19 protein-coding genes are annotated in these 24,523 nt (G+C 70.6%); 8 read left to right on the top strand and 11 right to left on the bottom strand.

The window, feature by feature from the left end:
• Positions 1–5: 5 nt before the first annotated feature.
• Complete coding sequence (locus SHK19_RS05215) at positions 6–779, bottom strand: isoprenyl transferase (protein WP_322456559.1); 774 nt, start codon at positions 777–779, stop codon at positions 6–8.
• A gap of 108 nt (positions 780–887) precedes the next feature.
• Here SHK19_RS05215 and SHK19_RS05210 point away from each other — a divergent pair, with 108 nt between their 5' ends.
• Positions 888–2,042, top strand: coding sequence for an AIM24 family protein (locus SHK19_RS05210; protein ID WP_322456560.1), 1,155 nt, complete (start codon positions 888–890; stop codon positions 2,040–2,042).
• A 188-nt stretch (positions 2,043–2,230) separates the two neighbouring features.
• On the top strand, positions 2,231–2,971 hold the full coding sequence (gene trhA, locus SHK19_RS05205) for a PAQR family membrane homeostasis protein TrhA (protein ID WP_322456561.1): 741 nt from the start codon (positions 2,231–2,233) through the stop codon (positions 2,969–2,971).
• On the opposite strand, the gene rlmC is transcribed toward trhA, so the two are convergent.
• Positions 2,968–4,122 carry a 23S rRNA (uracil(747)-C(5))-methyltransferase RlmC gene (gene rlmC / locus SHK19_RS05200; RefSeq protein WP_322938017.1) on the bottom strand — a complete coding sequence of 385 codons (1,155 nt, stop codon included), beginning with the start codon at positions 4,120–4,122 and terminating at the stop codon, positions 2,968–2,970. The two genes, trhA and rlmC, sit on opposite strands and share 4 nt — an antisense overlap.
• 42 nt (positions 4,123–4,164) lie before the next feature.
• Between rlmC and SHK19_RS05195 the strand changes: the two genes are divergently transcribed.
• Positions 4,165–4,890: a hypothetical protein gene (locus SHK19_RS05195; protein WP_322456563.1), complete on the top strand. Its 726-nt coding sequence runs from the start codon at positions 4,165–4,167 to the stop codon at positions 4,888–4,890.
• A 9-nt stretch (positions 4,891–4,899) separates the two neighbouring features.
• Here the strand turns inward: SHK19_RS05195 and SHK19_RS05190 are convergent, their stop codons facing one another.
• Positions 4,900–6,387 (bottom strand): aldehyde dehydrogenase family protein, encoded by a 1,488-nt coding sequence (locus tag SHK19_RS05190; protein ID WP_322456564.1) that lies wholly within the window; start codon positions 6,385–6,387, stop codon positions 4,900–4,902.
• A 122-nt stretch (positions 6,388–6,509) separates the two neighbouring features.
• Here SHK19_RS05190 and SHK19_RS05185 point away from each other — a divergent pair, with 122 nt between their 5' ends.
• The 3 genes from SHK19_RS05185 to SHK19_RS05175 all read left to right on the top strand — a co-directional run bounded on the left by SHK19_RS05185 (position 6,510) and on the right by SHK19_RS05175 (position 9,765).
• Entirely contained in the window at positions 6,510–7,091 is a 582-nt protein-coding gene (locus SHK19_RS05185; protein ID WP_322456565.1) for a hypothetical protein, read from the top strand.
• A 112-nt stretch (positions 7,092–7,203) separates the two neighbouring features.
• Positions 7,204–8,805 (top strand): calcium-binding protein, encoded by a 1,602-nt coding sequence (locus SHK19_RS05180; protein WP_322456566.1) that lies wholly within the window; start codon positions 7,204–7,206, stop codon positions 8,803–8,805.
• A 174-nt stretch (positions 8,806–8,979) separates the two neighbouring features.
• Positions 8,980–9,765, top strand: a complete 786-nt coding sequence (locus SHK19_RS05175; RefSeq protein ID WP_322456567.1) for a class I SAM-dependent methyltransferase — start codon at positions 8,980–8,982, stop codon at positions 9,763–9,765.
• Between the two features lie 104 nt (positions 9,766–9,869).
• Here SHK19_RS05175 and SHK19_RS05170 read toward each other — a convergent pair whose 3' ends face one another.
• From SHK19_RS05170 to SHK19_RS05160, 3 genes are read right to left on the bottom strand one after another with little or no spacing between them, the layout of a single operon-like run.
• The gene (locus SHK19_RS05170; RefSeq protein WP_322456568.1) at positions 9,870–10,772 is read right to left on the bottom strand and encodes a DUF1353 domain-containing protein; all 903 of its coding nucleotides are present in this window, start codon (positions 10,770–10,772) and stop codon (positions 9,870–9,872) included.
• 35 nt (positions 10,773–10,807) lie between these two features.
• Positions 10,808–11,575, bottom strand: a complete 768-nt coding sequence (locus SHK19_RS05165; RefSeq protein ID WP_322456569.1) for a matrixin family metalloprotease — start codon at positions 11,573–11,575, stop codon at positions 10,808–10,810.
• The gene (locus tag SHK19_RS05160; RefSeq protein ID WP_322456570.1) at positions 11,572–13,584 is read right to left on the bottom strand and encodes a thioredoxin domain-containing protein; all 2,013 of its coding nucleotides are present in this window, start codon (positions 13,582–13,584) and stop codon (positions 11,572–11,574) included. Before SHK19_RS05160 ends, SHK19_RS05165 begins: the two co-directional genes overlap by 4 nt.
• Before the next feature lie 156 nt (positions 13,585–13,740).
• Between SHK19_RS05160 and SHK19_RS05155 the strand changes: the two genes are divergently transcribed.
• Both SHK19_RS05155 and SHK19_RS05150 read left to right on the top strand, forming a co-directional pair.
• Positions 13,741–15,024, top strand: coding sequence for a hypothetical protein (locus tag SHK19_RS05155; protein WP_322938016.1), 1,284 nt, complete (start codon positions 13,741–13,743; stop codon positions 15,022–15,024).
• Positions 15,025–15,182: 158 nt separating this feature from the next.
• Positions 15,183–16,961 (top strand): BCCT family transporter, encoded by a 1,779-nt coding sequence (locus SHK19_RS05150; protein WP_322456572.1) that lies wholly within the window; start codon positions 15,183–15,185, stop codon positions 16,959–16,961.
• A 63-nt stretch (positions 16,962–17,024) separates the two neighbouring features.
• Here the strand turns inward: SHK19_RS05150 and SHK19_RS05145 are convergent, their stop codons facing one another.
• Genes SHK19_RS05145 through SHK19_RS05125 form a run of 5 tightly spaced genes read right to left on the bottom strand, consistent with a single transcriptional unit; the run spans position 17,025 to position 24,501 of the window.
• On the bottom strand, positions 17,025–19,310 hold the full coding sequence (locus tag SHK19_RS05145; RefSeq protein WP_322456573.1) for an FdhF/YdeP family oxidoreductase: 2,286 nt from the start codon (positions 19,308–19,310) through the stop codon (positions 17,025–17,027).
• A complete protein-coding gene (locus SHK19_RS05140) occupies positions 19,310–20,680 on the bottom strand; it encodes an L-serine ammonia-lyase (RefSeq protein ID WP_322938015.1) in 1,371 nt (456 codons plus the stop codon). Before SHK19_RS05140 ends, SHK19_RS05145 begins: the two co-directional genes overlap by 1 nt.
• Positions 20,677–21,306: a sarcosine oxidase subunit gamma gene (locus SHK19_RS05135; RefSeq protein ID WP_322938014.1), complete on the bottom strand. Its 630-nt coding sequence runs from the start codon at positions 21,304–21,306 to the stop codon at positions 20,677–20,679. The genes SHK19_RS05140 and SHK19_RS05135 overlap by 4 nt, the downstream gene beginning before the upstream one ends.
• Positions 21,299–24,205 carry a sarcosine oxidase subunit alpha family protein gene (locus SHK19_RS05130; protein WP_322938013.1) on the bottom strand — a complete coding sequence of 969 codons (2,907 nt, stop codon included), beginning with the start codon at positions 24,203–24,205 and terminating at the stop codon, positions 21,299–21,301. The genes SHK19_RS05135 and SHK19_RS05130 overlap by 8 nt, the downstream gene beginning before the upstream one ends.
• Positions 24,202–24,501: a sarcosine oxidase subunit delta gene (locus tag SHK19_RS05125; protein WP_118926569.1), complete on the bottom strand. Its 300-nt coding sequence runs from the start codon at positions 24,499–24,501 to the stop codon at positions 24,202–24,204. The genes SHK19_RS05130 and SHK19_RS05125 overlap by 4 nt, the downstream gene beginning before the upstream one ends.
• Positions 24,502–24,523 lie beyond the last annotated feature (22 nt).

Raw genomic sequence — 24,523 nt, 5'->3', positions numbered from 1 at the left:
CCTGGTCAGGCCCCGAAGCGGCGCTCCCGCAGAGCGTAGGCGCGGATCGCACGTAGGAAGTCGACCCGCCGGAAGTCCGGCCAGTAGGCCTCGCAGAAGTAGAACTCCGACTTCGCGCTCTGCCAGAGCAGGAAGCCGCCGAGCCGTTGCTCGCCGGACGTGCGGATCACCAGGTCGGGATCCGGCTGGCCCTTGGTGTAGAGGTGGTCGGCGATGTGCTCGACGTCGATGATGCCGGCGAGCTCCTCCAACGAGGTGCCCTTGGCGGCGTGCTCCTGGAGGAGGGACCGTACGGCGTCCGCGATCTCGCGACGACCGCCGTACCCCACGGCGACATTGACGATCATCCCGTCGACGTCGGCCGTGAGCTCGGCCGCCGTCTTCAAGCGGGCCGCGGTCTGGTCGGGCAGCAGGTCGAGCGCTCCCACCGGGTTGAGCCGCCACCGACTCTGGTCGGCGAGGCTGTCGACGGCCTCCTCGATGATCTCGAGCAGCTGCGCGAGCTCCGGGGCAGGGCGGTTGAGGTTGTCGGTCGACAGCAGCCAGAGGGTGACCACCTCGATGCCGATCTCCTCGCACCAGGTCAGCAGCGGCTCGATGTTGGCGGCGCCGGCGCGGTGCCCGTGCGCGGTGTCGCGGCCGACCGCCTTCGCCCACCGGCGGTTGCCGTCGAGCATCACGCCCACGTGCTTGGGGAGGTTGTCGGGCATCCGGCGCAGGACGCGGTTCTCGTAGGCGGGGTAGAGCACCCGGCGCACGCCCCGCTTCCAGTCGACCACCCGACGATCGTAGCCATTCGCGCGTTCGGGTAGATGTTCTTCCGCGGCAGTTGCGGGGGCTGACACGATGGGCGCGAGAACAAACCTGACCGTTGAGAGGAATCGACGATGACCGCCGCAGCCTGGCACCCGGACCCGACTGGCCGACACGAGCTCCGCTACTGGGACGGATCCCAGTGGACCGAGCACGTCTCCGACGGCGGGGTGCAGTCGACGTCGCCTCTCACGCCACCCGAGGAGCCGGCCGCCGACACCGCCGCCGCGCAGAGCACGGAGACTCCGGCGGCCGAGGAACCGGCCACCGACCGACCCGAGGGGCAGATGGACGAGTCGCCTGCCGACGACGCGTTCATGATGGAGACCCGGGTGGTCGGGTCGCCGCCGCCGACCGAGCAGCCGGCCTCGGCGCCGGCCGAGGAGGCACCGGCGGCCGAAGCGCCGCCGTCCGAAGCCCCGATGGCGCAGGCGCCCCTGGCCGAAGCGCCTCCGGCCGCGACACCCGCACCGGCCGCGGACCCGTACGCCGGCCAGTCGTACGCCGCCGCTCCGGCGGCCGCTCCTGCCGCGCAGCCCGGCTACTCCGCGATGCCCGGCATCTCCGGCGACCTCGTCGATGGTCGGTTCTCCGAGAAGGAGACCGGCGTCGGCCCGTCGCTGCAGAACGGCAGGCTCCTCCGGGTCCGGGTCGCCGAGCCGTTCATGGCGCGACAGGGCTCGATGGTGGCCTACCAGGGCCAGGTCGGCTTCGCCTACCAGGGCGGCGGCGCCGGCAAGTTCCTCAAGAAGGCCCTGACCGGCGAGGGCCTCTCGCTGATGCGGGTCGAGGGTGCCGGCGACGTGTTCCTGGCCAACGGGGCCGAGCACGTCCACATCCTGCACCTCAACAACAGCGGCATCTCGATCAACGGCAACCACGTGCTCGCCTTCTCGGGGAACCTCGACTGGAACGTCGAGCGGGTCAAGGGCGGCAGCATCGCCGCCGGCGGCTTGTTCAACACCACCCTGCGCGGCAGCGGCTGGGTCGCTATCACGACCGACGGCGAGCCGGTCGTGCTCAACGCCGGCGAGGCTCCGACGTTCGCCGACACCGACGCCGTCGTGGCCTGGTCCGTCGACCTCCAGACGTCGATCGTCAAGTCGTTCACCGCCGGTGCGCTGATCGGCCGCGGCTCGGGCGAGGCGTTCCAGGTCGCGTTCGGTGGTCAGGGCTTCGTCATCGTGCAGCCCTCCGAGGGCGGGACCGTCCCGCCGCATACGCACTAGGCGGAGCCGCACGCCCCCAGCCGGCAGCGTGGCGGGAGGTGGTGCCGCCCGTAGCGGGCCCGTCAGCAGACGACGGCTTGCCAAAACCGGGCGGTGCCACCGGAGACACGCTCGGCCAGTCGAATGGTGTCCGTCGTCACGTCGACGGTGGCACCCCGGGCGCTGGGTGCGCCGGATAGCCTTCGAACATGAACCAGGCCCTGAACAACGCGAACGAACGCGTTCGTGCGGGCCTGGAGCAGATCGGCGACGAGATCCGCGAGACCATCGCCGACGTCAAGCCGAAGCTGCGCGGCTGGCTGCACGCCGCCGCCACCCCGCTGATCCTCGCGGCCGGCATCGTGCTCATCGTCCTGTCGCCGACCGCGACCACCCGGATCGGCTCCGCGCTCTTCGCCTCCACCGCGCTGCTGCTCTTCGGCGTCTCCGCGGTCTACCACCGCGGCACCTGGTCACCGCGGATGTGGCGGTTCCTCAACCGGTTCGACCACGCCAACATCTTCCTGCTGATCGCCGGCTCCTACACGCCGTTCAGCCTGATCCTCCTCGACGGGACGCAACAGGTCCTGCTGCTGTCGGTGGTGTGGACGGCGGCGGTGCTCGGCATCGGGTTCAAGCTGTTCTGGCCGACGGCGCCGCGGTGGCTGTCCGCGCCCATCTACATCGCGATGGGCTGGGCCGCGGTCTTCTTCATCCCGGCGTTCTTCGACGGCGCCGTCGCCCTCGGGGTCGGCATCGGCGTCGCGGTCTTCGTGCTGATCGCGGTCGGCGGAGCGCTGTACACCGTCGGCGGCCTCGTCTACGGGTTCCAGTGGCCCGACCCGTCGCCGCGCTACTTCGGCTTCCACGAGGTGTTCCACACGTTCACGATCGTGGCGTTCGTGGCGCACTACGTCGGCGTCTCGCTGGCGACGTACTCGCTGCGCTAGCCCACTCGCGCGAGCAGCACCAGCACCTCCAGGTGCGCGGTCTGCGGGAACATGTCCAGCACCTGCGCCCGCACCGGCGCGTAGGAACGCATCACCGCGACGTCCCGCGCCAGCGTCTCCGGGTTGCAGCTGGAGTAGAGCACCGCGGCCGGCCCTGCCTCCTCGAGCCGGGTCGCGAGGTCGACGCCGAGGCCGCGCCGCGGCGGGTTGACGACGACCAGGTCGGCGCGCTCCTCGAGGAGGTACGACGTCGCGTCCCCCGCCACGAACCGCACCTGAGACGGTGACAGACCGGCGCCCTTCCGTCCGCGTTCCGCAGCGGCCACCGCATCGACGCTGATCTCGATCCCGGTCACGGTCCGGCCGGGCGCAGCAACGTGCAGCGCGAACCCGCCCACCCCGCAGTAGAGGTCGTGCACGGTGGCCGGCTGGATCTCGTCCACCCACTCCCGTGCGGTGCGGTAGAGCGCAGCCGCCACGTCGGTGTTGGTCTGGAAGAAGCTGCGCGGGCCGAGGTGCAGGGGGATCCCGTTGACCTGCATCGGCAGCGTGGCCTGCTCGGTCAGCACCACCTCCCGCTCCCCCTCCAGCAGCGCGGCATGGGCGGGCTGGATGTTGAGGGTCACCACGCGCAGCCCGGGGACCCGGTCCAGCAGCCACGGGAGGTGCTTGCGGATCCGCGCATCGGCCTCGGTGGAGCGGAGCACCCAGCGCACCATCAGCTCCCCCGCAGGGGACTCGGTGACGAGCACGTGCTTGAGCTCGCCGCTGCGCGTCGGCACGTCGTACGGCGCCAGCCCGGCGCGGGTCACGAACGCCGCGAGGACCGGCAGCGCGGACCGGATCCCCGCGGTGTGGAGCGCGCAGTCGCGCAGGTCGACTGCGCCGCGTTGCGGATCCCACAGGCCGAGGGTCGGCTCGTCGACCGTCCCGCCGACCACCATCTTGGCCTTGGTGCGGAACCCCGCCGGGGCGCTCGCGACCGGCGGCAGCCAGGTCGGCTCCGGCCTGCCGTCGAGGACGGCGGACAGGTGCTCGCGGGTGGCCGTCTGCTTGTCGGCGAGCTGCGCGTCGTACGGGCGCTCGAGCCAGGTGCACGAGCGGCACTCGAACCGGTCGTAGTGCCCGCACTGGAGCAGGAGACCGGTCACCACCCCATGCTAGGTGGGGTCGGCGCGGCCTAGGCTGCGGCCATGGCACCCGCGCTGGAACGGCTCGAGGCGGAGCCGGTGCTCACCACGCTCGGCCAGCTCCGCACCCGGATCGGCGCGCGGTTCCCCAAGCGTGGCCTCTACGGCGTCTCCGGGGAGCTGCTGACGCTGGCCAGCACCGTCGCGATGAGCGAGGCCCGCAACCGCGATCGCCTCCGGATGGTGCGCATCGGGTCGCGGGCCCTGATCGCCGTCGTAGGCGTGCTCACCGTCCTGGCCCTCGGCTTCGCCCTGCGCGCCGCGATCGTCGACGGTGGCCCGGCGCACGACGTCGAGTGGCTGACGCTGCTGGAGAGCGGCGTCAACGACCTGGTGTTCGCGGCGATCGCGATCTGGTTCCTCTACACCGTGCCCGAGCGGATGCGCCGGGCCGACACCCTCGCCCTGCTCCACGAGCTCCGGTCGCTCGCCCACGTCATCGACATGCACCAGCTCAACAAGGACCCGGAGCGGCTGCGGGCGTCGTTCACGCCGACGCCGGTCAGTCCGCCGATGGACCTCACCTTCGAGGAGCTCGAGCACTACCTCGAGTACTGCTCCGAGCTGCTCAGCCTGGTCGGCAAGACGGCGGCGTTGTGCGCCGAGGAGTCGCGGGACGCGGTCGTGCTCGACACGGTGTCGACGATCGAGACCCTCACGATCGGGATGTCGCGCAAGGTGTGGCAGAAGATCACCGTCCTCAACGAGGTCCGGCGGTCGGCCGGCTGAACGAACGGCTCAGCCCTTCTTGCTGCTCCGCCCGTAGAGCGCACTGACCAGCTTGCCGGCCCGCTCCTCGTCCTTCGTCGTACGACGGAACGTGGTCATCGCCAGCGCCGGCTTGAACCGCTGTCGGGTGATCGCGTGGGAGTAGGTGAACTCCTTGAGCCCGTCCGGACCGTGGATGCGTCCGAAGCCGGACTCGCCGATCCCGCCGAACGGCAGGCTCGGCACTCCGGCGAAGGTGAGCACCCCGTTGATCGCGGTCATCCCCGCCCGCAGCCGCTCGGCGACCTGGACCGCCCGGGCCTTGCCGAAGACCGTCGAGCCCAGGCCGTAGGCGGTGGCGTTGGCCTTGGCGACCGCCTCGTCCATGTCGCGCACCTTGGTGACGGTGACGGTCGGGCCGAAGGTCTCCTCGGTGATCGCCGCGGCGTCGTCGGGGACGTCGACCAGCACCGTCGGCTGGACGTAGCGCTCCCCCACCGACTCCGGGCCGCCCACGACCGCCCGGGCTCCGCGCGCGAGGGCGTCGTCGATGTGGCGCCGGATGATGTCGATCTGCGCGGGCATGGTGATCGGTCCGAGCTGCCCACCCGGCTCGGCAGCGAGGTCCTTGGCCTTGTCCGTGAGCTCGCGGAGGAAGTCGTCGTAGACCCGCTCGTGCACGTAGACCCGCTCGACCCCGGCGCAGGTCTGGCCGGCGTTGGCGGCGGCTCCCCAGATCGCCGCGTCGGCAGCAGCGTCGAGGTCGGCGTCCTCGTCGACGATCAACGCGTCCTTGCCGCCGGCCTCGATGAGGACCGGGGTGAGCGTCTCGGCGCATGCGGCCATCACCCTGCGCGCGGTGGCCGGCGACCCGGTGAACGCGACCTTCCCGACGCCGGCGGCGCAGAGGGCGCCGCCGGTCTCGCCGAAGCCGGTGACGACCTGGAGCACAGGTCGGCCGATCGCCTCGAGGAAGGACCGGGCGAGCCATTCGCCGATGCCCGGCGTGTGCTCACTGGGTTTGAAGACGACCGCGTTGCCGGCGGCGAGGGCGTAGCCGATGGAACCCATCGGCGTGTAGACCGGGTAGTTCCACGGTCCGATCACCCCCACCACGCCGAACGGGCGGTAGCCCACCGTCGCCGCATTGTTGGCCATCATCAGGCCAGGTGCGACGCTCCGTCGTTTGAGGACCTTCCCGGCGTGGGTGGCCGCCCAGTGGAGGTGGTCGATCGCGAGCGTGATCTCGAGTGCGGCGTCACCGGCCGGCTTGCCGTTCTCGAGGTGCATCAGCTCGACGAGCTCGTCCATGTGCTGCACGACGTACTTCTGCCAGCGGATCAGCCGCTCCTTGCGACCGTCGAACCCGAGGCTCTCCCACCAGCTCGCCTCGATCCGGGCGCGGTCGACCACGGCGTTCACGTGGGCGGCGTCGTGGATCGGATGGGTGCTCAGGACCTCGCCGGTCGCAGGGTTCAGCGAGTCGAACGTGGCGGTCTCGGACGCAACGGTGGTCATGGTGCGAAAACTACTGCGACCCCGGATCCACCGCATCCGACCACGGTCGCAGTCAGACCGGCCCGCGGCGCGTTCCTCCGATCTCGGGACGCCACTTGTCCCCGCCTCCTACGGTGTCGCACGTGGATGCTTCCCGCCGGCTCCGTGCCACCTGTGCCCTCGCCGCCGCGCTCGCCCTCGCGCTGGGCCTGACCGGCTGCGGTGACGACGACGACAGCGGCGGCGACGACCCGCAGTCGTCCGCCGACCAGCCCACGTCGCCGTCGGACGAGGGATCCGGATCGCCGTCGGAGAGCGACAGTACTGCGGCAGCCGAGCCGCTCCATGAGTGCGCAGAGCAGTGGAACGCGGCCGACCTCGACGAGGTGCGGAGCATCTTCAGCGCCCAGCACCGGCAGGACTCGGCGGAGGCCGGCGAGCCCGACGTGGTCGTGGGCCACTACCGGGGCGAACCCTTCGTGCTCACCGGCTCCTTCAACGAGGTCACGGTCCCGGACGGGGCGTGCGTCGTCGTCGACGTCGACGGGACGACGGTCGACGCCGAGCCGCAGTTCGGCGGGTACGCCGCCGCGCTCGTCGACGGCCAGTGGTCCAGCGCCGTCACCACCGACCACCCGCTCGCCGAGCACCCCCTGCCGATCACGGATCCGCAGCTCGTGAAGCTCGACGGCGGCTTCGAGGAGCCGGTGCTCGCGCAGCCCTGACCGGACCTGCATCATGAGTCCCCCGGCTGCACTGCCAGGGCTCGGTCGTCCTCGAGAATGATCCTGGGTCGGTTTCGGCAACTCCGAGGACAGCAGTGGGCATCGTTGGTGCATGAGGACTTTGCTGCACCTGCGCTCCGCGCTGCTCACCGCCGCCGTCGCTTCGTTCGCGGTGGTCGCGACGCCCCCCGCTGACGCCGCCGCGGCGCCGCGCTGCGAGGGCCACCGCGCGACCATCGTCGGCACCGCGGGTCGCGACGACTTGAGGGGGACCAACGGTCGCGACGTGATCTGGGCGGGTGGCGGTGGAGACCGGATCGACAGCCGCGGCGGCGACGACGTGATCTGCGCCGGCCCCGGCTCGGACCGGGTCGACGCCGGCGTCGGAACCGACCGCGTCTTCGGCGGGACGGGCGACGACGACCTCCACGGCGGCACCGGCGAGATCGACCTCGTCCTGGGCGGCGAGGGCGACGACGACCTCACCACTTGGAGCCCGCACTCGGTCCTGGAGGGCGGGACGGGCGACGACCTGCTCACCGGCAACGTGGAGGGCATCCTCCTCGACGGCGGTGCGGGAGCCGACCGACTCGTGGCCCGATCGGTTCAGCTGTCGCTCTACGGCGGCGACGGCAATGACTTCATCGACGGCTACGCCGGCAGGGACTTCGATGTCGACGCCGGGCCCGGCGACGACGTGGTCGACCTGGACGGCGGCCACGACGGCAGTACCCAGCGGCCGGTGCGAGGTGGTACCGGCAACGACGTCATCCACGGCGAGGGCGGAACCGACTGGGTCGACGCTGGGGAAGGCAACGACCAGGTCGACCTTGGCTCCGGTGACGGCGGTTGGGCGCACGGCGGGCCCGGCAACGACGACCTCACGACCGGCACGACCAAGAACACGCGGCTGCTCGGCGACGACGGCAACGACACCCTGGCCCTGACCGAGATCGGCTCACGGGCCGACGGTGGGGCGAACGCCGACACGCTGACCGGGAGCATCTGGAACGACGTCCTGGTGGGCGGTCCGGGTCTCGACAAGATCCGCGGTGGGGAGGGTGACGACACCCTCTCCGGCGGCGAGGGTGACGACAAGATGTGGGGCGAGCTCGGCGTCGACGTCTGCCACGGCGGGTCCGGGGACGACTTCTGCGACGGCGGCCCGCTCGGCACCCCCGAGCCGAGCCCGGACGACCCGGACCTGTGCCTCGATGACGTCGAGACCAAGCGCAACTGCCGCGGCCAGGAGGGGGACTGGGCCGGCACGGCCGACGGCACCCTGGAGCACTCCGGCGGCATCATCGAGTCCTGGTCGGCAGCCATCGACCTCGAGGAGCTGTCCCCGGGCTACTACTGGCTGGGCGACGCTGACATCGCCTGGACCGTCTCCGGCACCTCCGACACCGGCTGCGTCTACGACGGCTCGGCCGCGCTCAATGGACGCGCCGAGCTCGCGATCTTCGAGGAGGAGGGTGAGTACTCGTTGACGGTCTGGAGCACGACGTCGCACGTGGAGGTCGAGGTCGATTGCCCGAACGAAGAGCCGGAGACCATCCTCTACCGGGCGCTCAACACCAACGTGGGCGAGGCCGACGTCCAGGCGCTCCCTGCTGCTCCGGTCACCCGGCTCAACGGCAACCTGACCTACGTCCCGAACCACGCTCCGGAGGGCTCGAACACCTGGAGCTGGGACCTGCTGCGGACGTCCTGACGCCAGGTGCGAGTCGAGGAGGTCGACTTGGGCGTCGTGAAGGGGCGAGCTGGCACTTGACCACAGGGTCATCGGGTCTGCGGCTGCGCACGCACGCGCAGCGGCAGTAGCGGCCGCGTCCCTCGAAATGCAGTGGTGAGCGCACCACCCCACCGCTGTACTGGATGTCCGCCTGTGGTCGACGAGTTGATGGAGGTGGTCTCGGTGGCGGACTACGGTGCACTGGCAGAGGTCTACGAGTGGCTCATCTCGGATGCGAGGCTCACACCCGCCGAGTTCGTCGCGACCTTCGATGACGTCATCGAGCCCCTTCCGACAGCCGCTGCAGTCCTCGATTGCGCGTGCGGGACCGGGCAGCTGGCGGTTGGACTCGCCGGTCTCGGCATGCAGGTTGTCGCGACCGATGCCAGTGAAGCCATGGTTCGTCGGACTGGAGAGCTGGCTCGGGAGTTCGGTGCTTCGCTGCGGACGGTTCGAGCCGCCTGGGATGAGTTGCCCGGCCACTTCGACGACGCGAGTTTCGACATGGTGTTCTGCGTCGGCAATTCGTTGCACCATGCGGAGGGTGCGAGCGGCCGGCTGGCTGCGTTGAAGTCGATGTCACGGCTGCTGCGTCGCGGAGGACAGTTGGTTCTGACATCCCGCACCTGGGAGCTCGTACGCGCCGGCGGCTCCCGATTGGACATCCGTGACCGCCTGGTTCACCGGAATGGCCGCGATGCCGTCGTGATCTATCGCTGGGAGATAGCGCCACGGTGGGAGCAAGAGCACCACATCGAGATTGCCGTCGCGGAAGTAGGAAAGGACAGGTCGGTCCTGGTCCACTCCGAGCGGCTGTCGTCGTGGCCGTACCGGTACGACGAACTCGCGTCGGAGTTGCAGAGCGTCGGACTAGGCGTCGAGAGGAGCACGTTCAACCCAGAGGTCGAGGGGTACCTGGTGGTGGCAACCAGGGAGTAGACATCGACACGCCTTCCGCCGCCGGCGCTCTGCCCGCTACTCAAAGTCGTGCACACTCACCGGCAGTAGAGGCACTTCGATCGACGTCTACGGCGCGCCGTTGATCACCCGGAGGTGCCGACCAGCAGCACGGTCAGCACCAGGCTGGCGGCCAGCACCACCGCCGCCGCGACCAGGGCGGCGACCGGCGTCCGGCGGGCCACCCGCTCTGCCACCTGGTAGAAGGCGGTCAGCCCGAGCAGCAGGAACGTGACGTGCAGGAGGACGGCGAGGGCGATGCCCGTCACCACCCCGGCGACGGCGAACCGTCCCCAGGTCACGCCGAGGAGCAGCGGGATCACGACCGCGCCGGCCAGGCCTCCGACCAGCTCCAGCAAGAACCCCCGGTCGGCGCCCATCCACGGCAGCCAGGCGACGACGTCGAACAGGTCGAGCGTCGCGGCGACTCCGAGGGCGGCCACGACGAGGAGACTGCCGAGGGCGGCGACGAGGTAGCGCAGGTGCCGCCTCCGGGACCAGCTCTCGGAGCCGTCCCAGATGGTCCCGAGCGTCACCGCCGACCACACCAGCCAGCGACGGATCAGTGGGATGTAGCTGTCGCGCATCGCCCGGCGGAAGACCAGGTCCGCGCCCACCCGGTCGATCGGATCGGTGCCCGGCGGGTACCGGGTGGCGACGTAGTCGCTGCCGCCCACCAGTCCGTCGTGGATCAGTGCGGCCGGCAGGTGGGTGCCGGTCCTCGGCACCAGCCAGGTCAGCAGGGTCGGCACCGAGGCGAAGTCGGTCTCGAACGAGTCGAGGTCGGCCGGCACCAGGATTTCGCCGTACTCCTCGTCGCGGTAGGCGATCCGCCGCATCATCCGGAATGCCTCGCGCGGCTCCCGTCCGGAGACGGTCTCGATCCGCTCGAGCATGATCTTGGCCGGCAGGTCGGGACGCGGGTTCCCGGGTGGCAGGCCGCCGTCGTAGAACGCCGAGGGTTGGGGGGTGGTGGGCCCGAGCTCCATGCTCCGATTGTTGCGCTAGCCGGGCGGCAACCGGGTCAGGCGCACCTGCCGCTGCCGACGGCGATCAGCCCGTTCTGGTCCCCGAGCGCGAAGTCGCGGACGCCGATGTTGTCGGCGTACATCAGCTCCTCGCGGGAGTCGACGTGGTCGAGCCCCACCAGGTGGCCGAGCTCGTGCAGCAGGATCGCCCGGCGCTCGCCACCGTCGCCGAACACGCTGCCGATGTCCTCGAAGGCGTCGCTGTCCAGCGTGACGCCGCCGGTGACGTAGCGCAGCCATCCCCCCGGGTCGACCTCGACGGCGACCGCGCCGCCGATCCCGGCGACGTCGTCCTCGAGCTGCGGCACCTCGTCCTCGGTCGCCCATGCGATGAGCACCGGCTCGTGCCGGCCGATCGACGGCACGAAGGCGCGGTCCCACTCCGGGCGGCGGTCGGTGCGGCCGTCGTACACGAACTCGAGGCCGGTGTAGTGCGAGACCACCTCCAACGCCTCCTCGACGAACTCCTCGGTGTCGTCGGCGTCCTCGGGGGCACCGTCGGGATTGATCTCGTAGTGGATCTCGTCGCACGGGTCCCACGCCACCGGCTCACCCGGATTGTTCGGCTGGGTCTCGAGGAACGCGTAGGTGCCGCCCGGCGGGACGTCCGCGGGGTCCCGCAGTCGGTCCTCGCCGAGGCCGAACAACCGCCGGAGCGCGGCCGGACCGTCGGCCGGCGCGAACAGGATGATCCCGCTCAGCACGACGACGCTGATCAGAAGCGCCAGACCCGACCGCCAGCGCTCGCTGAGAGGTCGGCTCATGGGAGCTTGTCGGGGGATGTCACCGGACGCTCGCAGACGAACCCGCGGCACACATAGGCAGCCGGTCTGCCGTCGACCGGAGTGCGCCCGACCAGCAGGGGTACGTCGTCGCGCGGTCCGTCGGCGACGACCACGACTGCGCCGGGGATGCGGCGAGCACGATCGGCGAGGGCGTCACGCTCGGCGCCGGCGGGTCCGACCACCGCGACCTCGAGCGGCCCGGCGAGCATCGTGTGGGCGGCGGCGAGGGACCACCCCGCGAAGCGGGGCGCCCGCTCGGCGAGCCCCGCGATCGTGGCGAGCGCCTCCTCCGCAGCGTCGCGGTAGCGACCCTCGCCGGTGAGCGCATGGGCTGTCACCAGCGCGTGGATCATGCTGCTGAAGCCGCTCGGCGAGGCGTTGTCCCCAGGGTCGCGGGGCCGGGCGACCAGCGCCTCGGCATCGGCGTGGGTGTCGAAGAACCCCCCGTCCGGTGCACGGAAGCCCGCGAGCGCGTGGTCGAGCACCGCCGTCGCGAGGGTGAGCCACTTCGCGTCGCCGGTCGCCTGCACGAGCGAGAGGAACCCGGACGCCACGCAGCCGTAGTCCTCCAGCACTCCCGCGTGCGACCCGGCCACGCCATCCCGGGAGACGCGCAGGATCGACCGATCGCCGGTGTCTGTCGGGACCAGGTGGAGGCGCTCGAGGAGCTCTCCTGCGACGACGGCGGCGTCGACGTACTGCTGGTCTGCGAGCAGTAGCCCCGCGTCGCAGAGACCGGTGATCACCAGGCCGTTCCACGCCGCGACCACCTTGTCGTCCAGCCCGGGGCGCGGGCGTTCGGCGCGCGCGGCGAGCAGGCGGTCGCGTACGTCGGCCAGCCGCCCCTGGTCCTCGGCACCGACGGGGTAGTGCCGCAGCTGCAAGGTCGACATGCCGTGCTCGAAGGTGCCGTTCTCCGTCACCGCGAAGACGCCCGCCGCCCACTGACCCCGCTCCTCACCGAGGACCTCGACGAGCTGCGCCGGTGTCCACGCGTAGAAGGCTCCTTCGACGCTCTTCCCCGTTGCCGGGTCGGGGCTGTCGGCGTCGAGAGCGGACGCGAAGCCGCCCTCCGGGGTGCGCAGCTCGCGGAGCAGGAAGTCGGCGGTCTCGCGGGCGATCCGGTCTCCGGGTTCGGTCCCGAGCCGGGCGTAGAGCCCGACCAGCTGTGCGTTGTCGTAGAGCATCTTCTCGAAGTGCGGCACCACCCAGCCGCGGTCGACGGCGTACCGCGCGAAGCCGCCTCCGAGCTGGTCGTACATGCCGCCGCCGGCCATCGCTGCCGTCGTACGGGCGAGCATGTGCTTCGCCTGCCGGACCGACTCGGTCTCCTCGCCCGACGCGTAGCGGCGCAGGAACTCGAGCACCATCGTGGGCGGGAACTTCGGCGCGTTGCCGAAACCACCGGCCATCGGGTCGAACTCCTCGGCCAGCGTCGCCACCGCGCCGTCGAGCAGCTCCGCGGTCACCGCACCCGCCGGCAGCTGGGCGGACATGGCGAGGTGCTCGCGGAGCTGGTCGGCGACGCGTCGTACCTCCTCGCCGCGGTCCTGCCAGGCCTCGGTCAGCGCCTGCAGCACCTGGGTGAACGCCGGTTGCCCGTGCCGCGGCCGGTCGGGGAAGTAGGTGCCGGCGAAGAACGGCGCTCCGTCGTGGTCGAGCACGACGGTCATCGGCCAACCACCGTGCCCGGTCATCGCGGTCGTCGCCTGCATGTAGACGGCGTCCACGTCGGGCCGCTCCTCGCGGTCGACCTTGACGTTGACGAAGTGCTCGTTCATGTACGCCGCGGTCGCGTCGTCCTCGAACGACTCGTGCGCCATCACGTGGCACCAGTGGCAGGCGGCATAACCCACGCTCAGCAGCACCGGGACGTTGCGCTCCCGCGCCTCGGCGAACGCGCCGGGTCCCCACTCCCACCAGTGGACGGGGTTGTCGGCGTGCTGGAGGAGGTACGGCGACGTCGCGTCCCGCAGTCGGTTGGCCACGACTCCACGCTAGCCGCGGCGCCCTGACCAGGCCCGGCGAGCGATCACGGGTGGGTGCGTCGCACCTTCCGGGAATTGGGCGCATAGTGAGAGATCCACAGCCGCCCTCTCGGGCCCGGGCGTCCCGACGAGAGGGCAGCGCCGATGCCGAGTCGGATGAGGAACGGAACGGCGACCGCGACCGCAGTGGTGTGCGTCCTGGCCGCGATCGCCGGCTGCTCGGGGTCCTCCGACCGTGAGGACCTACCGCAGTCATCGAGCGCACCGGCCGACTCCCCGGCGCCGGAGTGGGGACCTCCCGAGTCGGTAGCCCGCGGGCAGCGCGGGTCCGACGGATTCTTCGCAGGTCGTGTCGCAGTCCTGGGGGACTGGGCCGTGGCGTCCTGGGAGGTCAGCGAGGGCGTCCGATTCGGCGTGCGGCCCGGTCGCGAACCTTGGGACTTGGAGCCGGTGGTCCCCGATGCGTGGCCCAATGCCGTGGCGGTCGGACCGGACGGCACGGCCCTCGTGACGTGGCTGGCACCTCGCAACGCGTCGTCCGACGGTCGCGGCTCGCTCTTCGAGCAGCACCTCGTGGACGGAAGGTGGAGCTCACCGACGAGGCTGGGCCACGGCGGGAGCGGCCCCGTCGAGGCAACCATCGACCGTTGGGGCACCATGACGGTCGCGTGGGCGCCCGATCGCGTGGTCCGCGTGGTTTCACGGGCTGCCGGCGGGTCCTGGGGAGAGGTCACCCGGATACGTGCCCGCACGTACGTGCAGAACTTCGACCTGGCGGCGAACCAGCGGGGCGACGTGGTCCTTGCCTGGGAGGCGGGTGGCGTGACGACCGCGTTCCGTGCCCGCGACGGTGAGTGGACCGTCGGGGAGAGACTGCGAAGCAAGCTCTTCTATGTGTTGGACCTCGCGGTATCGCTCGACGAGGAGGGTCGGGCACTCGTCATGTGGGGACTCGACCCGGATTGGGAGGAGCTCGAGCAGAAGTACCTGGCCTGGGCGGTATCAGGGCCGGACGGGACGACGTGGACGAGCACCAGCTATCTCGACGAGCGCGCCAAGCCCTCGATCTGGGGCGTCGAAGGCATCGCACTTGCGGTGAACAGCAGCGGCGACGTGCTGGCCGCCTGGTCCACGGTCGAGAACAACGGGTACGCCGGCCACGCCGCCCGGTTCGACGTCGACACCGGATGGACGACTGTCGATGAGCTCGGCCTCTACGGCACGGGCGAAGCACTGCTGACGGACGCGGGCGTCGCAGTCGTCGCCTTCGAGACCCCCTTCGGCTCTCGGCAGTCCTGGTGGTACCAGCACCCCGGTGGCGAATGGGAACGCCAGCGGATGCGGGTGGGAGGAGAGACGTCCTTCGACGCCACCGGCGAGGAGATGCTCATGCTCGACGTGTCGACCGAGGTGGTCGCGCGAATCCTCCCTGCCGAGTGACTGCGAGCCCCGGACGGCGCGCGTCAGCGCCTTTCTTGTGAGGGACTTCACACAATAGTCAAAACTTTGTTGCACTCTAAGCATTCTATTGCGTCTATCGCAACAAAGGTCTAATGTCGCGATACGCCCGGGCACGTCGACCTCGAAGGGACACACGCATGACTACGACACCCGAGACGCCGCGTCGCCGGCCGCCGGTGACGAACGGCAGGTCAACCGCGCAGGTAGTGCACGACGCCGTCGAGGACGCGTTCAGGACGCCCGTGGCGGACCCGATCCCCCACCCCGCGCTCGACTTGAAGCCCGAGCTGCGCGGTAGGGAGAAGGCCGGGCTGGACAAGGTCGTCTTCGGAGTCAGCGCTGTCGTCGCGCTGGCGTTCCTCGCGTGGGGAATGGTCAGCACCGACTCGCTGAGCACCGCGTCGGGTGACGCGCTCGGCTGGGTGATGGGCAACGCCGGCTGGCTGTTCGTGCTCACCTCGAGCTCGTTCGTCGTCTTCGTCATCTGGCTGGCGGCGAGCCGCTACGGGACCATCCCCCTCGGTCGTGACGACGAGGAGCCCGAGTTCCGGACCATCTCGTGGGTCGCCATGATGTTCAGCGCCGGCATGGGCATCGGTCTCATGTTCTACGGCGTGGCCGAGCCCATCTCGCACCTGGCCACCCCTCCCCCGGGCACCGGCGATGCCGGCAACCCGGAAGCGGTCCAGAACGCGATGGCGACCACCCTCTTCCACTGGACGTTGCATCCCTGGGCGCTCTACGCCGTGGTGGGCCTCGCAATCGCGTACGGCGTCTACCGCAAGGGTCGCCTGCAGCTGATCTCCTCCGCGTTCGAGCCGCTGCTCGGCAAGCGGGCGCACGGCGGAGTGGGCAAGGTCATCGACATCTTCGCGATCTTCGCGACCCTGTTCGGGTCCGCGACCTCGCTGGGCCTGGGCGCGCTGCAGATCCGGACGGGCATGGAGATCGTCGGCGGCATCGGGACGACGGGCAATGCCCTGCTCATCGGCATCATCGCCGTCCTCACCGCCGCCTTCGTCGTCTCCGCCGTGTCCGGGGTCGCCAAGGGCATCCAGTGGCTCTCCAACATCAACATGGTGCTGGCAATCACCCTCGCCCTGTTCCTGTTCGTCGTCGGCCCGTCGATCTTCATGCTCGACCTGGTCCCGACGTCGATCGGCAGCTACGTCCAGACGCTTCCCGAGATGTCGGCCCGCACCGGCGCCGAGGGTGCCGACACCCAGGCCTGGCTCGAGGGCTGGACTGTCTTCTACTGGGCGTGGTGGCTGTCCTGGACGCCGTTCGTCGGCATGTTCATCGCGCGCATCTCCCGCGGCCGCACCATCCGGCAGTTCGTCACCGGTGTCCTGGTCGTTCCGAGCCTGGTCAGTGTCATCTGGTTCTGCGTCATGGGCGGCGCCGCCATGGATCTCCAGCTGGACGGTGTGGACATCGCGGGCGCCGGCGGCCTGGAGTCGCAGCTGTTCACCACGCTGGAATCCTTCCCGCTCGCCACCGTCACGTCGGTGCTGGTGATGGTGCTGGTCGCGATCTTCTTCGTCTCGGGCGCCGACGCGGCGTCGATCGTGATGGGCACCCTGTCCGAGAAGGGCACCCAGGAGCCGAGCCGGCTCAACGTGATCTTCTGGGGTGTCGCAACGGGTGCTTCCGCGGCGGTCATGCTGTTGGTCGGAGGAGCCGACGCGCTCAGCGGCCTGCAGACCATCACCATCGTGGCGGCTCTGCCGTTCGTCCTCGTCATGGTCGGGCTCGCCGTATCTCTGGTGAAGGATCTGCGCAAGGATCCGCTGATGGTTCGTCGCAAGTACGGCGAGGACGCGGTCGCGCAGGCCGTGATCGCCGGCGTCACCGAGCACGGTGACGACTTCGCCCTCACCGTCGAGTGCACCAACGGGAAGAGCGACCACAGCTAGGTCTGCTCCTGAACCGCTCCGGCCGTGCGCATCGCGCACGGCCGGAGTCATTTTTCGCCGAGGTCAGCGGGTCGGCTCGAGCCGCACCAGGACCGATTTCGAGGTCGGGGTGTTGCTGCCCACTGCCGCGGAGCCTAGGGGTACGAGTGGGTTGGTCTCCGGATAGTAGGCCGCCGCGGTTCCGACCGGGGTGTCGTACTCGACGACACGGAAGTCCCGGACCCGACGGTCGCGGCCGTCGTCCCAGCAGCCGACGATGTCCACCCGGTCACCGTCCTGTAGGCCCATCGCCTCCAGGTCGCGGCGGTTGACCATCACGACCAGCCGGCCGCCCTCGATGCCGCGGTAGCGATCGCTCAGCCCGTAGACGGTGGTGTTGAACTGGTCGTGGCTGCGCAGCGTCTGCAGCACCAGATGACCGGGCGGCACCTCGAGCGTCTCGATCGCCGACGCCGTGAAGTGCGCCTTGCCGGACGGGGTGGTGAAGCTGCGGCTGTCGCGCGGAGGGTGCGGCAGCACGAACCCGGTCCGCTGGACGACCCGCTGCTCGTAGTCCTCGAAGCCGGGTACCACGCGCTCGATGCCCTCCCGGATCAGCCGGTAGTCGGAGCGCAGGGCCGCCCAGTCCACGACCGAGTCCGCGCCGAAGGCGGCCTCGGCGATGCCGGTCACAATCGCGACCTCGGAGCGGAGGTGCTCACTGGCGGGATCCAGGCGGCCGCGGGAGGCGTGCACGACCGACATGGAGTCCTCGACCGTGACGAACTGCGGTCCCCCGACCTGCTCGTCGCGCTCGGTACGACCCAAGGTCGGCAGGATGAGGGCGGTGCGGCCGGTGATCAGGTGCGACCGGTTGAGCTTGGTGGAGATCTGCACGGTGAGCGCGGTCTTCTCCAGCGCCGCCGCGGTGAGCGCGGTGTCGGGCGCGGCGTGCAGGAAGTTGCCGCCCAGGGCGACGAACACCGACGCCTTGCCCTCGAGCATGGCGTGGATGCACTCCACGGTGTCGTAGCCGTGGTGACGGGGAGGCTCGAAGCCGTAGGCGTCGGCCAGCGCGTCCAGGAACGCCGCCGGCGGCTTCTCCCAGATGCCCATGGTGCGATCGCCCTGGACGTTGGAGTGACCGCGGACCGGGCAGAGACCGGCGCCGGGCTTGCCGATGTCACCGCGCGCGAGCGCGAGGTTGACGACCTCCTTGATGGTCGCGACGGCGTTGCGGTGCTGGGTCAGTCCCATCGCCCAGCAGTAGATGGTGGCGTCGGAGTCGGCGATCATCCGCGCCGCCTCCGTGATCTGGTCGCGCGTGAGCCCGGTCGCCGCGACGACCTGTTCCCACTCGACGCCGGCGACGTGGGCGCGCCACGCGTCGAAGCCCTCGGTGTGTGCGGAGACGAAGTCGTGGTCGACCGCCCCCCACTCGACCAGGAGCGACCCGATGGCCTGGAACAGCGCGAGGTCTCCGTTGAGACGGATCTGCAGGTGCAGGTCGGTGAGGTCGGTTCCCTTGCCCACGACGCCGCGCGGGTACTGCGGGTTGCGGAAGTTCACCAGGCCCGCTTCGCGCAGCGGGTTGATCGAGATGATCTTGGCGCCCCGCCGCTTGGCGATCTCGAGCGCCGAGAGCATCCGGGGGTGGTTGGTCCCGGGGTTCTGGCCGGCGAGGACGATCAGGTCCGCCCGGTAGAGGTCCTCCAGGCTCACGCTGCCCTTGCCGATGCCGATGGTGTCGATCAGGGCGACGCCGCTCGACTCGTGGCACATGTTCGAGCAGTCGGGGAGGTTGTTGGTCCCGAGCTCACGCGCGAACAGCTGGTAGGCGAAGGCGGCCTCGTTGGAGGCGCGGCCGGACGTGTAGAAGAGGGCCTCGTCCGGAGAGCCCAGCGCTCCGAGGTGGTCGCCGACGAGCATGAACGCCTCGTCCCAGCCGATCGGCTGGTAGTGGTCGGAGTCCGGCCACTTGACCATCGGGTGGGTCAGGCGACCCTGCTGGCCGAGCCAGTGGTCGGTCTGCTCCAGCAGGTCGCTGATGCTGTTGCGGGCGAAGAAGTCGGGCGTCACCCTCGCCTTCGTCGCCTCCTCGGCCACCGCCTTCGCACCGTTCTCGCAGAACTCGGCACGGTGCCGGTGCTCCGGGTCCGGGTCGGGCCAGGCACAGCTCATGCAGTCGAAGCCGTCGGCCTGGTTGAGGCGCAGCAGCGCGCGCGCCGTACGGACCGGGCCCATCTGCCCCACGGCGCGCTGCATCGCCACCGTGACGGCCTTCAGCCCGGCCGCGTGGTCGTGCGGGTCCTCGACCTCGAGCTCGGACTCGTCCGCGGAGCCGAGCAGCCGGCTGTCGTCGGCCCCCATCAGCACTCGATGACGTTGACGGCCAGACCGCCGCGGGCGGTCTCCTTGTACTTGGTCTTCATGTCGGCACCCGTGTCGCGCATCGTCTTGATCGCCTTGTCGAGGCTGACCTTGTGCGTGCCGTCGCCGTTGATGGCGAGCCGGGCGGCGTTGATCGCCTTGATCGAGGCCAGGGCGTTGCGCTCGATGCAGGGGATCTGCACGAGGCCACCGACCGGGTCGCAGGTGAGGCCGAGGTTGTGCTCGATGCCGATCTCGGCGGCGTTCTCCACCTGGCGTGGGTTCGCGCCGAGCACCTCGGCGAGCCCCCCGGCTGCCATCGAGCAGGCCGAGCCGACCTCTCCCTGGCAGCCGACCTCGGCGCCGGAGATCGAGGCGTTGGTCTTGAAGAGGATCCCGACCGCGGCCGCGGTGAGCATGAAGCGGACGATGCCGTCGTCGTCGGCGCCGGGGACGAAACGGATGTAGTAGTGGAGGACCGCAGGGATGATGCCGGCTGCGCCGTTGGTGGGCGCAGTGACGATGCGGCCGCCCGAGGCGTTCTCCTCGTTGACGGCGAGGGCGTACAGGTTGACCCAGTCGACGACGTGGAGCGGGTCGGCGTCGCCCTGCGCGGTGAGGTCCCGGAAGAGGGCGGGGGCCCGGCGCGGGACCTTGAGCCCACCGGGGAGGACCCCCTCGCGGTGGAAGCCGTTCTCGATGCACTCGGCCATCACCGACCACAGGTGCAGCATGCCGTCGCGGATCTCCGACTCGCTGCGCCAGGACTGCTCGTTGGCGAGCATGACGTCGCTGATGGACAGCTGCTCGCGGGCGCAGATCTCGAGGAGCTCCGCGCCGGTGGAGAACGGGAACTTGACCGGGGTGTCGTCGAGGACGACCCGGTCGGCCCCGGTGGCGGCCTCGTCGACGACGAATCCGCCCCCGACGGAGTAGAACGTGCTGTGCACGATCTCGGCGTCGTCCGCGTCGTACGCCGCGAACGTCATGCCGTTGGGGTGGGCCGGCAGGCTCTTGCGCCGGTGCATGAGCAGGTCGGAGTCGACGTCGAACCTGATCGGCCTGGCGCCGCCGAGGAGCAGCTCGCCGCTGTTCTTGATCTCGTCGAGCCGGCCGGATGCGCGGTCGGGGTCGGTGGTCGCGGGGTCCTCACCCTCGAGGCCGAGGACGACCGCCTTCGGCGAGCCGTGCCCGTGACCGGTGGCGCCGAGCGAGCCGAACAGCTCAGCGCGCACCCGCACCACATCGACCAGTCGTCCCGACTCGGACAGGTTGTCGGCGAAGCGCTTGGCAGCACGCATCGGACCCACTGTGTGGGACGACGAGGGCCCGATGCCGACGGAGTAGAGGTCGAAGGCGGAGAGTGTCACTCGCTGCGTCCACCGTCCTGGAAGGCAGAGGCGAACTCCTGCGTGGCGTCCAGCAGCCACCGCGCGACGTACTCGGCGAACGACGCGCGCGGCAGCAGCCGGTAGCTGTCCGGGCCGACCTGCCACAGCACGAGGGGGATCCGCGCCAGCGTCGTCGAGACCGCCTGCCCGGGGCCGAAGGACCGCGGGTGGAGGTCGAGCGGGCACCCCTTCTGGAGCACGGCGCGCGCGGACGCGCCCCGGAGCTCCAGCACGGTCCGGTTGGCCGACACGTCGACGACCGCCGCGTGCGCCCCGGCCACGCTGGCCGCGAGCGCCGGGACGAGGTCGTCAGCCGACGTCTGCGAGACCACGAGCCACTCGTCCGGTCCCAGCCAGAGCACGCTGTGCTGGCCGTGGCTGCTGACCTCGCCGGAGTTCCGCGGGAGCGTGGTCCCGAGCACCTTCTCCAGGTCTGCGGCTGCCGGCGACGCGGGGTCGACGCGGAGGCTCACCATGGTGGTGAACCGCCACTCCGAGACGCGCACGTTGCGCTCGCCGGTGACGGCGTTGTCCATCAGGTCCCGCGCCATGCCGGCCAGCGGGCTGCGGCGCATCCCGATCAAGCTGTGGGTGAGCTCAGCCATCTCGCTTCGTCCCTTCGGGGTCGTAGAGAACGGGCGAGGTCACTTCGACCTCGACCAGGTCGTCACCGAGCGGGGCGAGCAGTCGCTCGCCGAGCCGGTCCCGGCCACCCGCGACGAGCGCGAGGGCGAACGGGCGCTCGAGAGCTGCGCTGTGGTAGCTGGAGGTGACGTGACCGAGCATCGGGACCGGGTCGGGACCGTCGGTGATCACCGTCCCCGTCTCGACCAGCTGGGCGCCTTCGGGGAGGACGGTCGTGCGGTCCACCGGCAGCAGGCCGACCATGTGCTTGCGGTCGGGGCGCTGCGTGTCGATCCGGGAGTACGACCGGCGGCCGATGAAGTCCTTCTGCTTCGACACGATCCACTCCATGCCGGCGTCCTGCGGGGTCACCGTGCCGTCGGTGTCCTGACCGACGATCGGGTAGCCCTTCTCCGCCCGCAGCACGTGCATCGACTCGGTGCCGTACGGCGTGATGCCGAGGTCCTGACCGGCCGCGAAGACCTGCTCCCAGACGGCCAGGCCGTACCAACCGGCCACGTTGACCTCGAAGGCGAGCTCGCCGGAGAAGGAGATCCGGCAGATCCGCGCCGGCACCCCCGACGCGAGCGTCGTCTCCTGGAACGTCATGAACGGGAACGCCTCGTTGCTCACGTCGACGTCCGGAGCGACGCGGGCGATGACCTCGCGCGACTTCGGGCCGACCACGGCGATCGTCGACCACTGCTCGGTGACCGAGGTGCAGTAGACGTCGAGCTCGGGCCATTCCGTCTGCAGCCACTCCTCGAGCCAGTCGAGGACGTTCGCCGCTCCGCCGGTCGTGGTGGTCATGAAGTAGCGGTCGTCCGCCAGGCGCAGGGTGACGCCGTCGTCGAACATCATCCCGTCGGGCTTGCACATGACGCCGTAGCGCGCCGAGCCGACCGGGAGCTTCTTGAAAGCGTTGGTGTAGACCCGGTTGAGGAACTCGCCGGCGTCGGGGCCCTGGACCTCGATCTTCCCGAGGGTGGACGCGTCCATCATGGCGACGCCGGTGCGCGCTGCGCGGCACTCTCGGTCGACGGCGACGTCCATGTCCTCCCCGGCGAGCGGGTAGTGCCGCGGCCGGAGCCACTGGCCGACGATCTCGAACTCCGCGCCGCGCGCGACGTGCCACGAGTGCATCGGCGTGGTGCGCTCGGGGTCGAACAGGTTGCCGCGCTCGCGGCCCGCGAGGGCGGCGAACGACACCGGCGAGTACGGCGCCCGGTAGGTCGTCGTACCGATCTCGCCCACGCCGGGCCCGTCCGAAGTCGAACCGCTCAGTGCCGCTGCGATCACTCCGATCGCGTTGACGCCCGAGGTCTTGCCCTGGTCGTGGGCCGTGCCGATGGAGGTGTAGCGCTTCACGTGCTCGACGCTGCGCATGCCGGCGCCGGCGGCCCGCCAGACGTCGGCGACGGTCTGGTCGCGCTGGAGGTCGACGAAGTGCTCGTCCCAGTCGCCGGGGTCGCCCTCGCGGCCGGGGACCAGCCAGAGCTGGCGGACCTCGCCGGCCTCCGTCAGCGGCGCCGAACCTCCGATGCTCAACCGAGTCGTCGGGAAGCCTGCGCGCGTCGCCGCCTCGGCTCCGGCGACCGCACCCTCCTGCAGGCCCGCGTCCAGGGTCACGGTGCCGGCAGCCGCTCCGACGACCTGCTGGTCCTCGACGTGGCCGTCGGGCACGAAGGCCGCGAGCCGGTCGTCCCAGCGCAGCTTTCCGCTGCGCTGGCTGTGCAGGTGCACCACCGGGCTCCAACCGCCCGACACGGCCAGGAGGTCGCAGTCCAGGCTCTCCCACGAGGTGGCCGCGTCGTCGTCGCCGAGGGTTCCGACGTGGACCCGGGTCAGCCGGCCGGTGCGAGGATCGGCGTCGGTGTCCTGGACGGTGCTGGACGGGATCACCCGTACGCCGTGCGCGGCGATCTCGGCCGCCCGCCCGGACAGCACGTCGCGGGCGTCGAGCACGGCCGCGACGCCGACACCGGCTGCGAGCAGGTCGTCGACGATGTCGTAGGCGCTGTCGTTGGTGGTGGCCACGACCGCGCGGTCGCCGGGCCTGACGGCGTACCGGTTGATGTAGGTCCGGACCGCGCCGGCGAGCATCACGCCGGGACGGTCGTTGCCGGAGAACACCAGCGGACGCTCGTGGGCGCCGGTCGCCAGCACGACCTGACGGGCGCGGATGTGCCACACCCGCTGCCGTGAGACGCCCAGCGGAGCGGCGTCCTCGAGGTGGTCGGTGCGGTTCTGCACGGCCAGCACGTAGTTGGCGTCGTACGAGCCGAGCGCGACGGTGCGGTTGAGCACCGTGACCTCGGGGGCCGCGTCGAGCGTGGCCGCGGTTGCCGCGACCCAGTGCAGCGCAGGCTTGCCGTCGACCAGCTCGTGCCGGCTCGACAACAGCGAGCCACCGACCTCGGGCTGCTCGTCGATCAGGACGACGCGCGCGCCGGATCGGGCTGCGGACAACGCTGCGGCGAGGCCGGCGGGTCCTCCGCCGACGACGAGGACGTCGGCGTGGAGGAAGCACTTGTCGTAGATCGAGTCGTCGGCCACCGGGTCCAGGACGCCGAGCCCGGACAGCGTGGACGCGGTGAAGCCGTCGACCAGCTCGCGGGTGGTCGCGGGGACCATGGGCTCGGGGTAGTCGCCACCGACCTGGAGAAGCGCGTTCGGCTCCTCGACCCCGGCCGCCAGGATGCCACGGGGCCGGCGCCGGTAGATGGAGTCGCCGACGCTCACCCGGCCGTTGGCCAGCAGCGCGGAGGCGACGGTGTCGCCGGGGTGACCGGTGTAGTCCACCCCGTCCACGGAGAACGTCAGGACCCGGTCGCGGTCGATCTGCCCTCCGGTGAGGAGACGGTGGGACTGGGTGCTCATCGGGAGCCTCCTGCTGGGGAGCCGACCACGGGCCGCGGGTCGGCGTTGGTGTAGACCTCCAGGACCTCGTAGGTCGCGGTGTCACGGACGACGTTGAACCAACGACGGCAGCCCGCGCTGTGGGACCACCGCTCGGCGAACGGGCCCTTGGGGTTGTCGCGGAAGAAGAGGTACTCCGCCCACTCCTCGTCGGACAGGTCGCTCGGGTTCTCGGGGTAGGCCACGTGGGCCTGGCCGCCGTAGTGGTACTCGGTCTCGTCCCGCGGGCCACACCACGGGCAGGTCAGCAGCATCATCGTGAGCAGCTCCTCGGTTGTG

The sequence above is a fragment of the Nocardioides bizhenqiangii genome (genome assembly GCF_034661235.1).
Taxonomy (GTDB): domain Bacteria; phylum Actinomycetota; class Actinomycetes; order Propionibacteriales; family Nocardioidaceae; genus Nocardioides; species Nocardioides bizhenqiangii.
This window is presented reverse-complemented; position numbering and strand designations above follow the sequence as displayed.

Bases quoted from the DNA above. Each gene is read 5' to 3' on its own strand.
- SHK19_RS05210 (WP_322456560.1), top strand. From the start codon at position 888: ATGACCGCCGCAGCCTGGCACCCGGACCCGACTGGCCGACACGAGCTC.
- trhA (WP_322456561.1), top strand. From the start codon at position 2,231: ATGAACCAGGCCCTGAACAACGCGAACGAACGCGTTCGTGCGGGCCTG.
- SHK19_RS05195 (WP_322456563.1), top strand. From the start codon at position 4,165: ATGGCACCCGCGCTGGAACGGCTCGAGGCGGAGCCGGTGCTCACCACG.
- SHK19_RS05190 (WP_322456564.1), bottom strand. From the start codon at position 6,387: ATGACCACCGTTGCGTCCGAGACCGCCACGTTCGACTCGCTGAACCCT.
- SHK19_RS05180 (WP_322456566.1), top strand. From the start codon at position 7,204: ATGAGGACTTTGCTGCACCTGCGCTCCGCGCTGCTCACCGCCGCCGTC.
- SHK19_RS05170 (WP_322456568.1), bottom strand. From the start codon at position 10,772: ATGGAGCTCGGGCCCACCACCCCCCAACCCTCGGCGTTCTACGACGGC.
- SHK19_RS05165 (WP_322456569.1), bottom strand. From the start codon at position 11,575: ATGAGCCGACCTCTCAGCGAGCGCTGGCGGTCGGGTCTGGCGCTTCTG.
- SHK19_RS05155 (WP_322938016.1), top strand. From the start codon at position 13,741: ATGAGGAACGGAACGGCGACCGCGACCGCAGTGGTGTGCGTCCTGGCC.
- SHK19_RS05150 (WP_322456572.1), top strand. From the start codon at position 15,183: ATGACTACGACACCCGAGACGCCGCGTCGCCGGCCGCCGGTGACGAAC.
- SHK19_RS05145 (WP_322456573.1), bottom strand. From the start codon at position 19,310: ATGGGGGCCGACGACAGCCGGCTGCTCGGCTCCGCGGACGAGTCCGAG.
- SHK19_RS05135 (WP_322938014.1), bottom strand. From the start codon at position 21,306: ATGGCTGAGCTCACCCACAGCTTGATCGGGATGCGCCGCAGCCCGCTG.
- SHK19_RS05130 (WP_322938013.1), bottom strand. From the start codon at position 24,205: ATGAGCACCCAGTCCCACCGTCTCCTCACCGGAGGGCAGATCGACCGC.
- SHK19_RS05125 (WP_118926569.1), bottom strand. From the start codon at position 24,501: ATGATGCTGCTGACCTGCCCGTGGTGTGGCCCGCGGGACGAGACCGAG.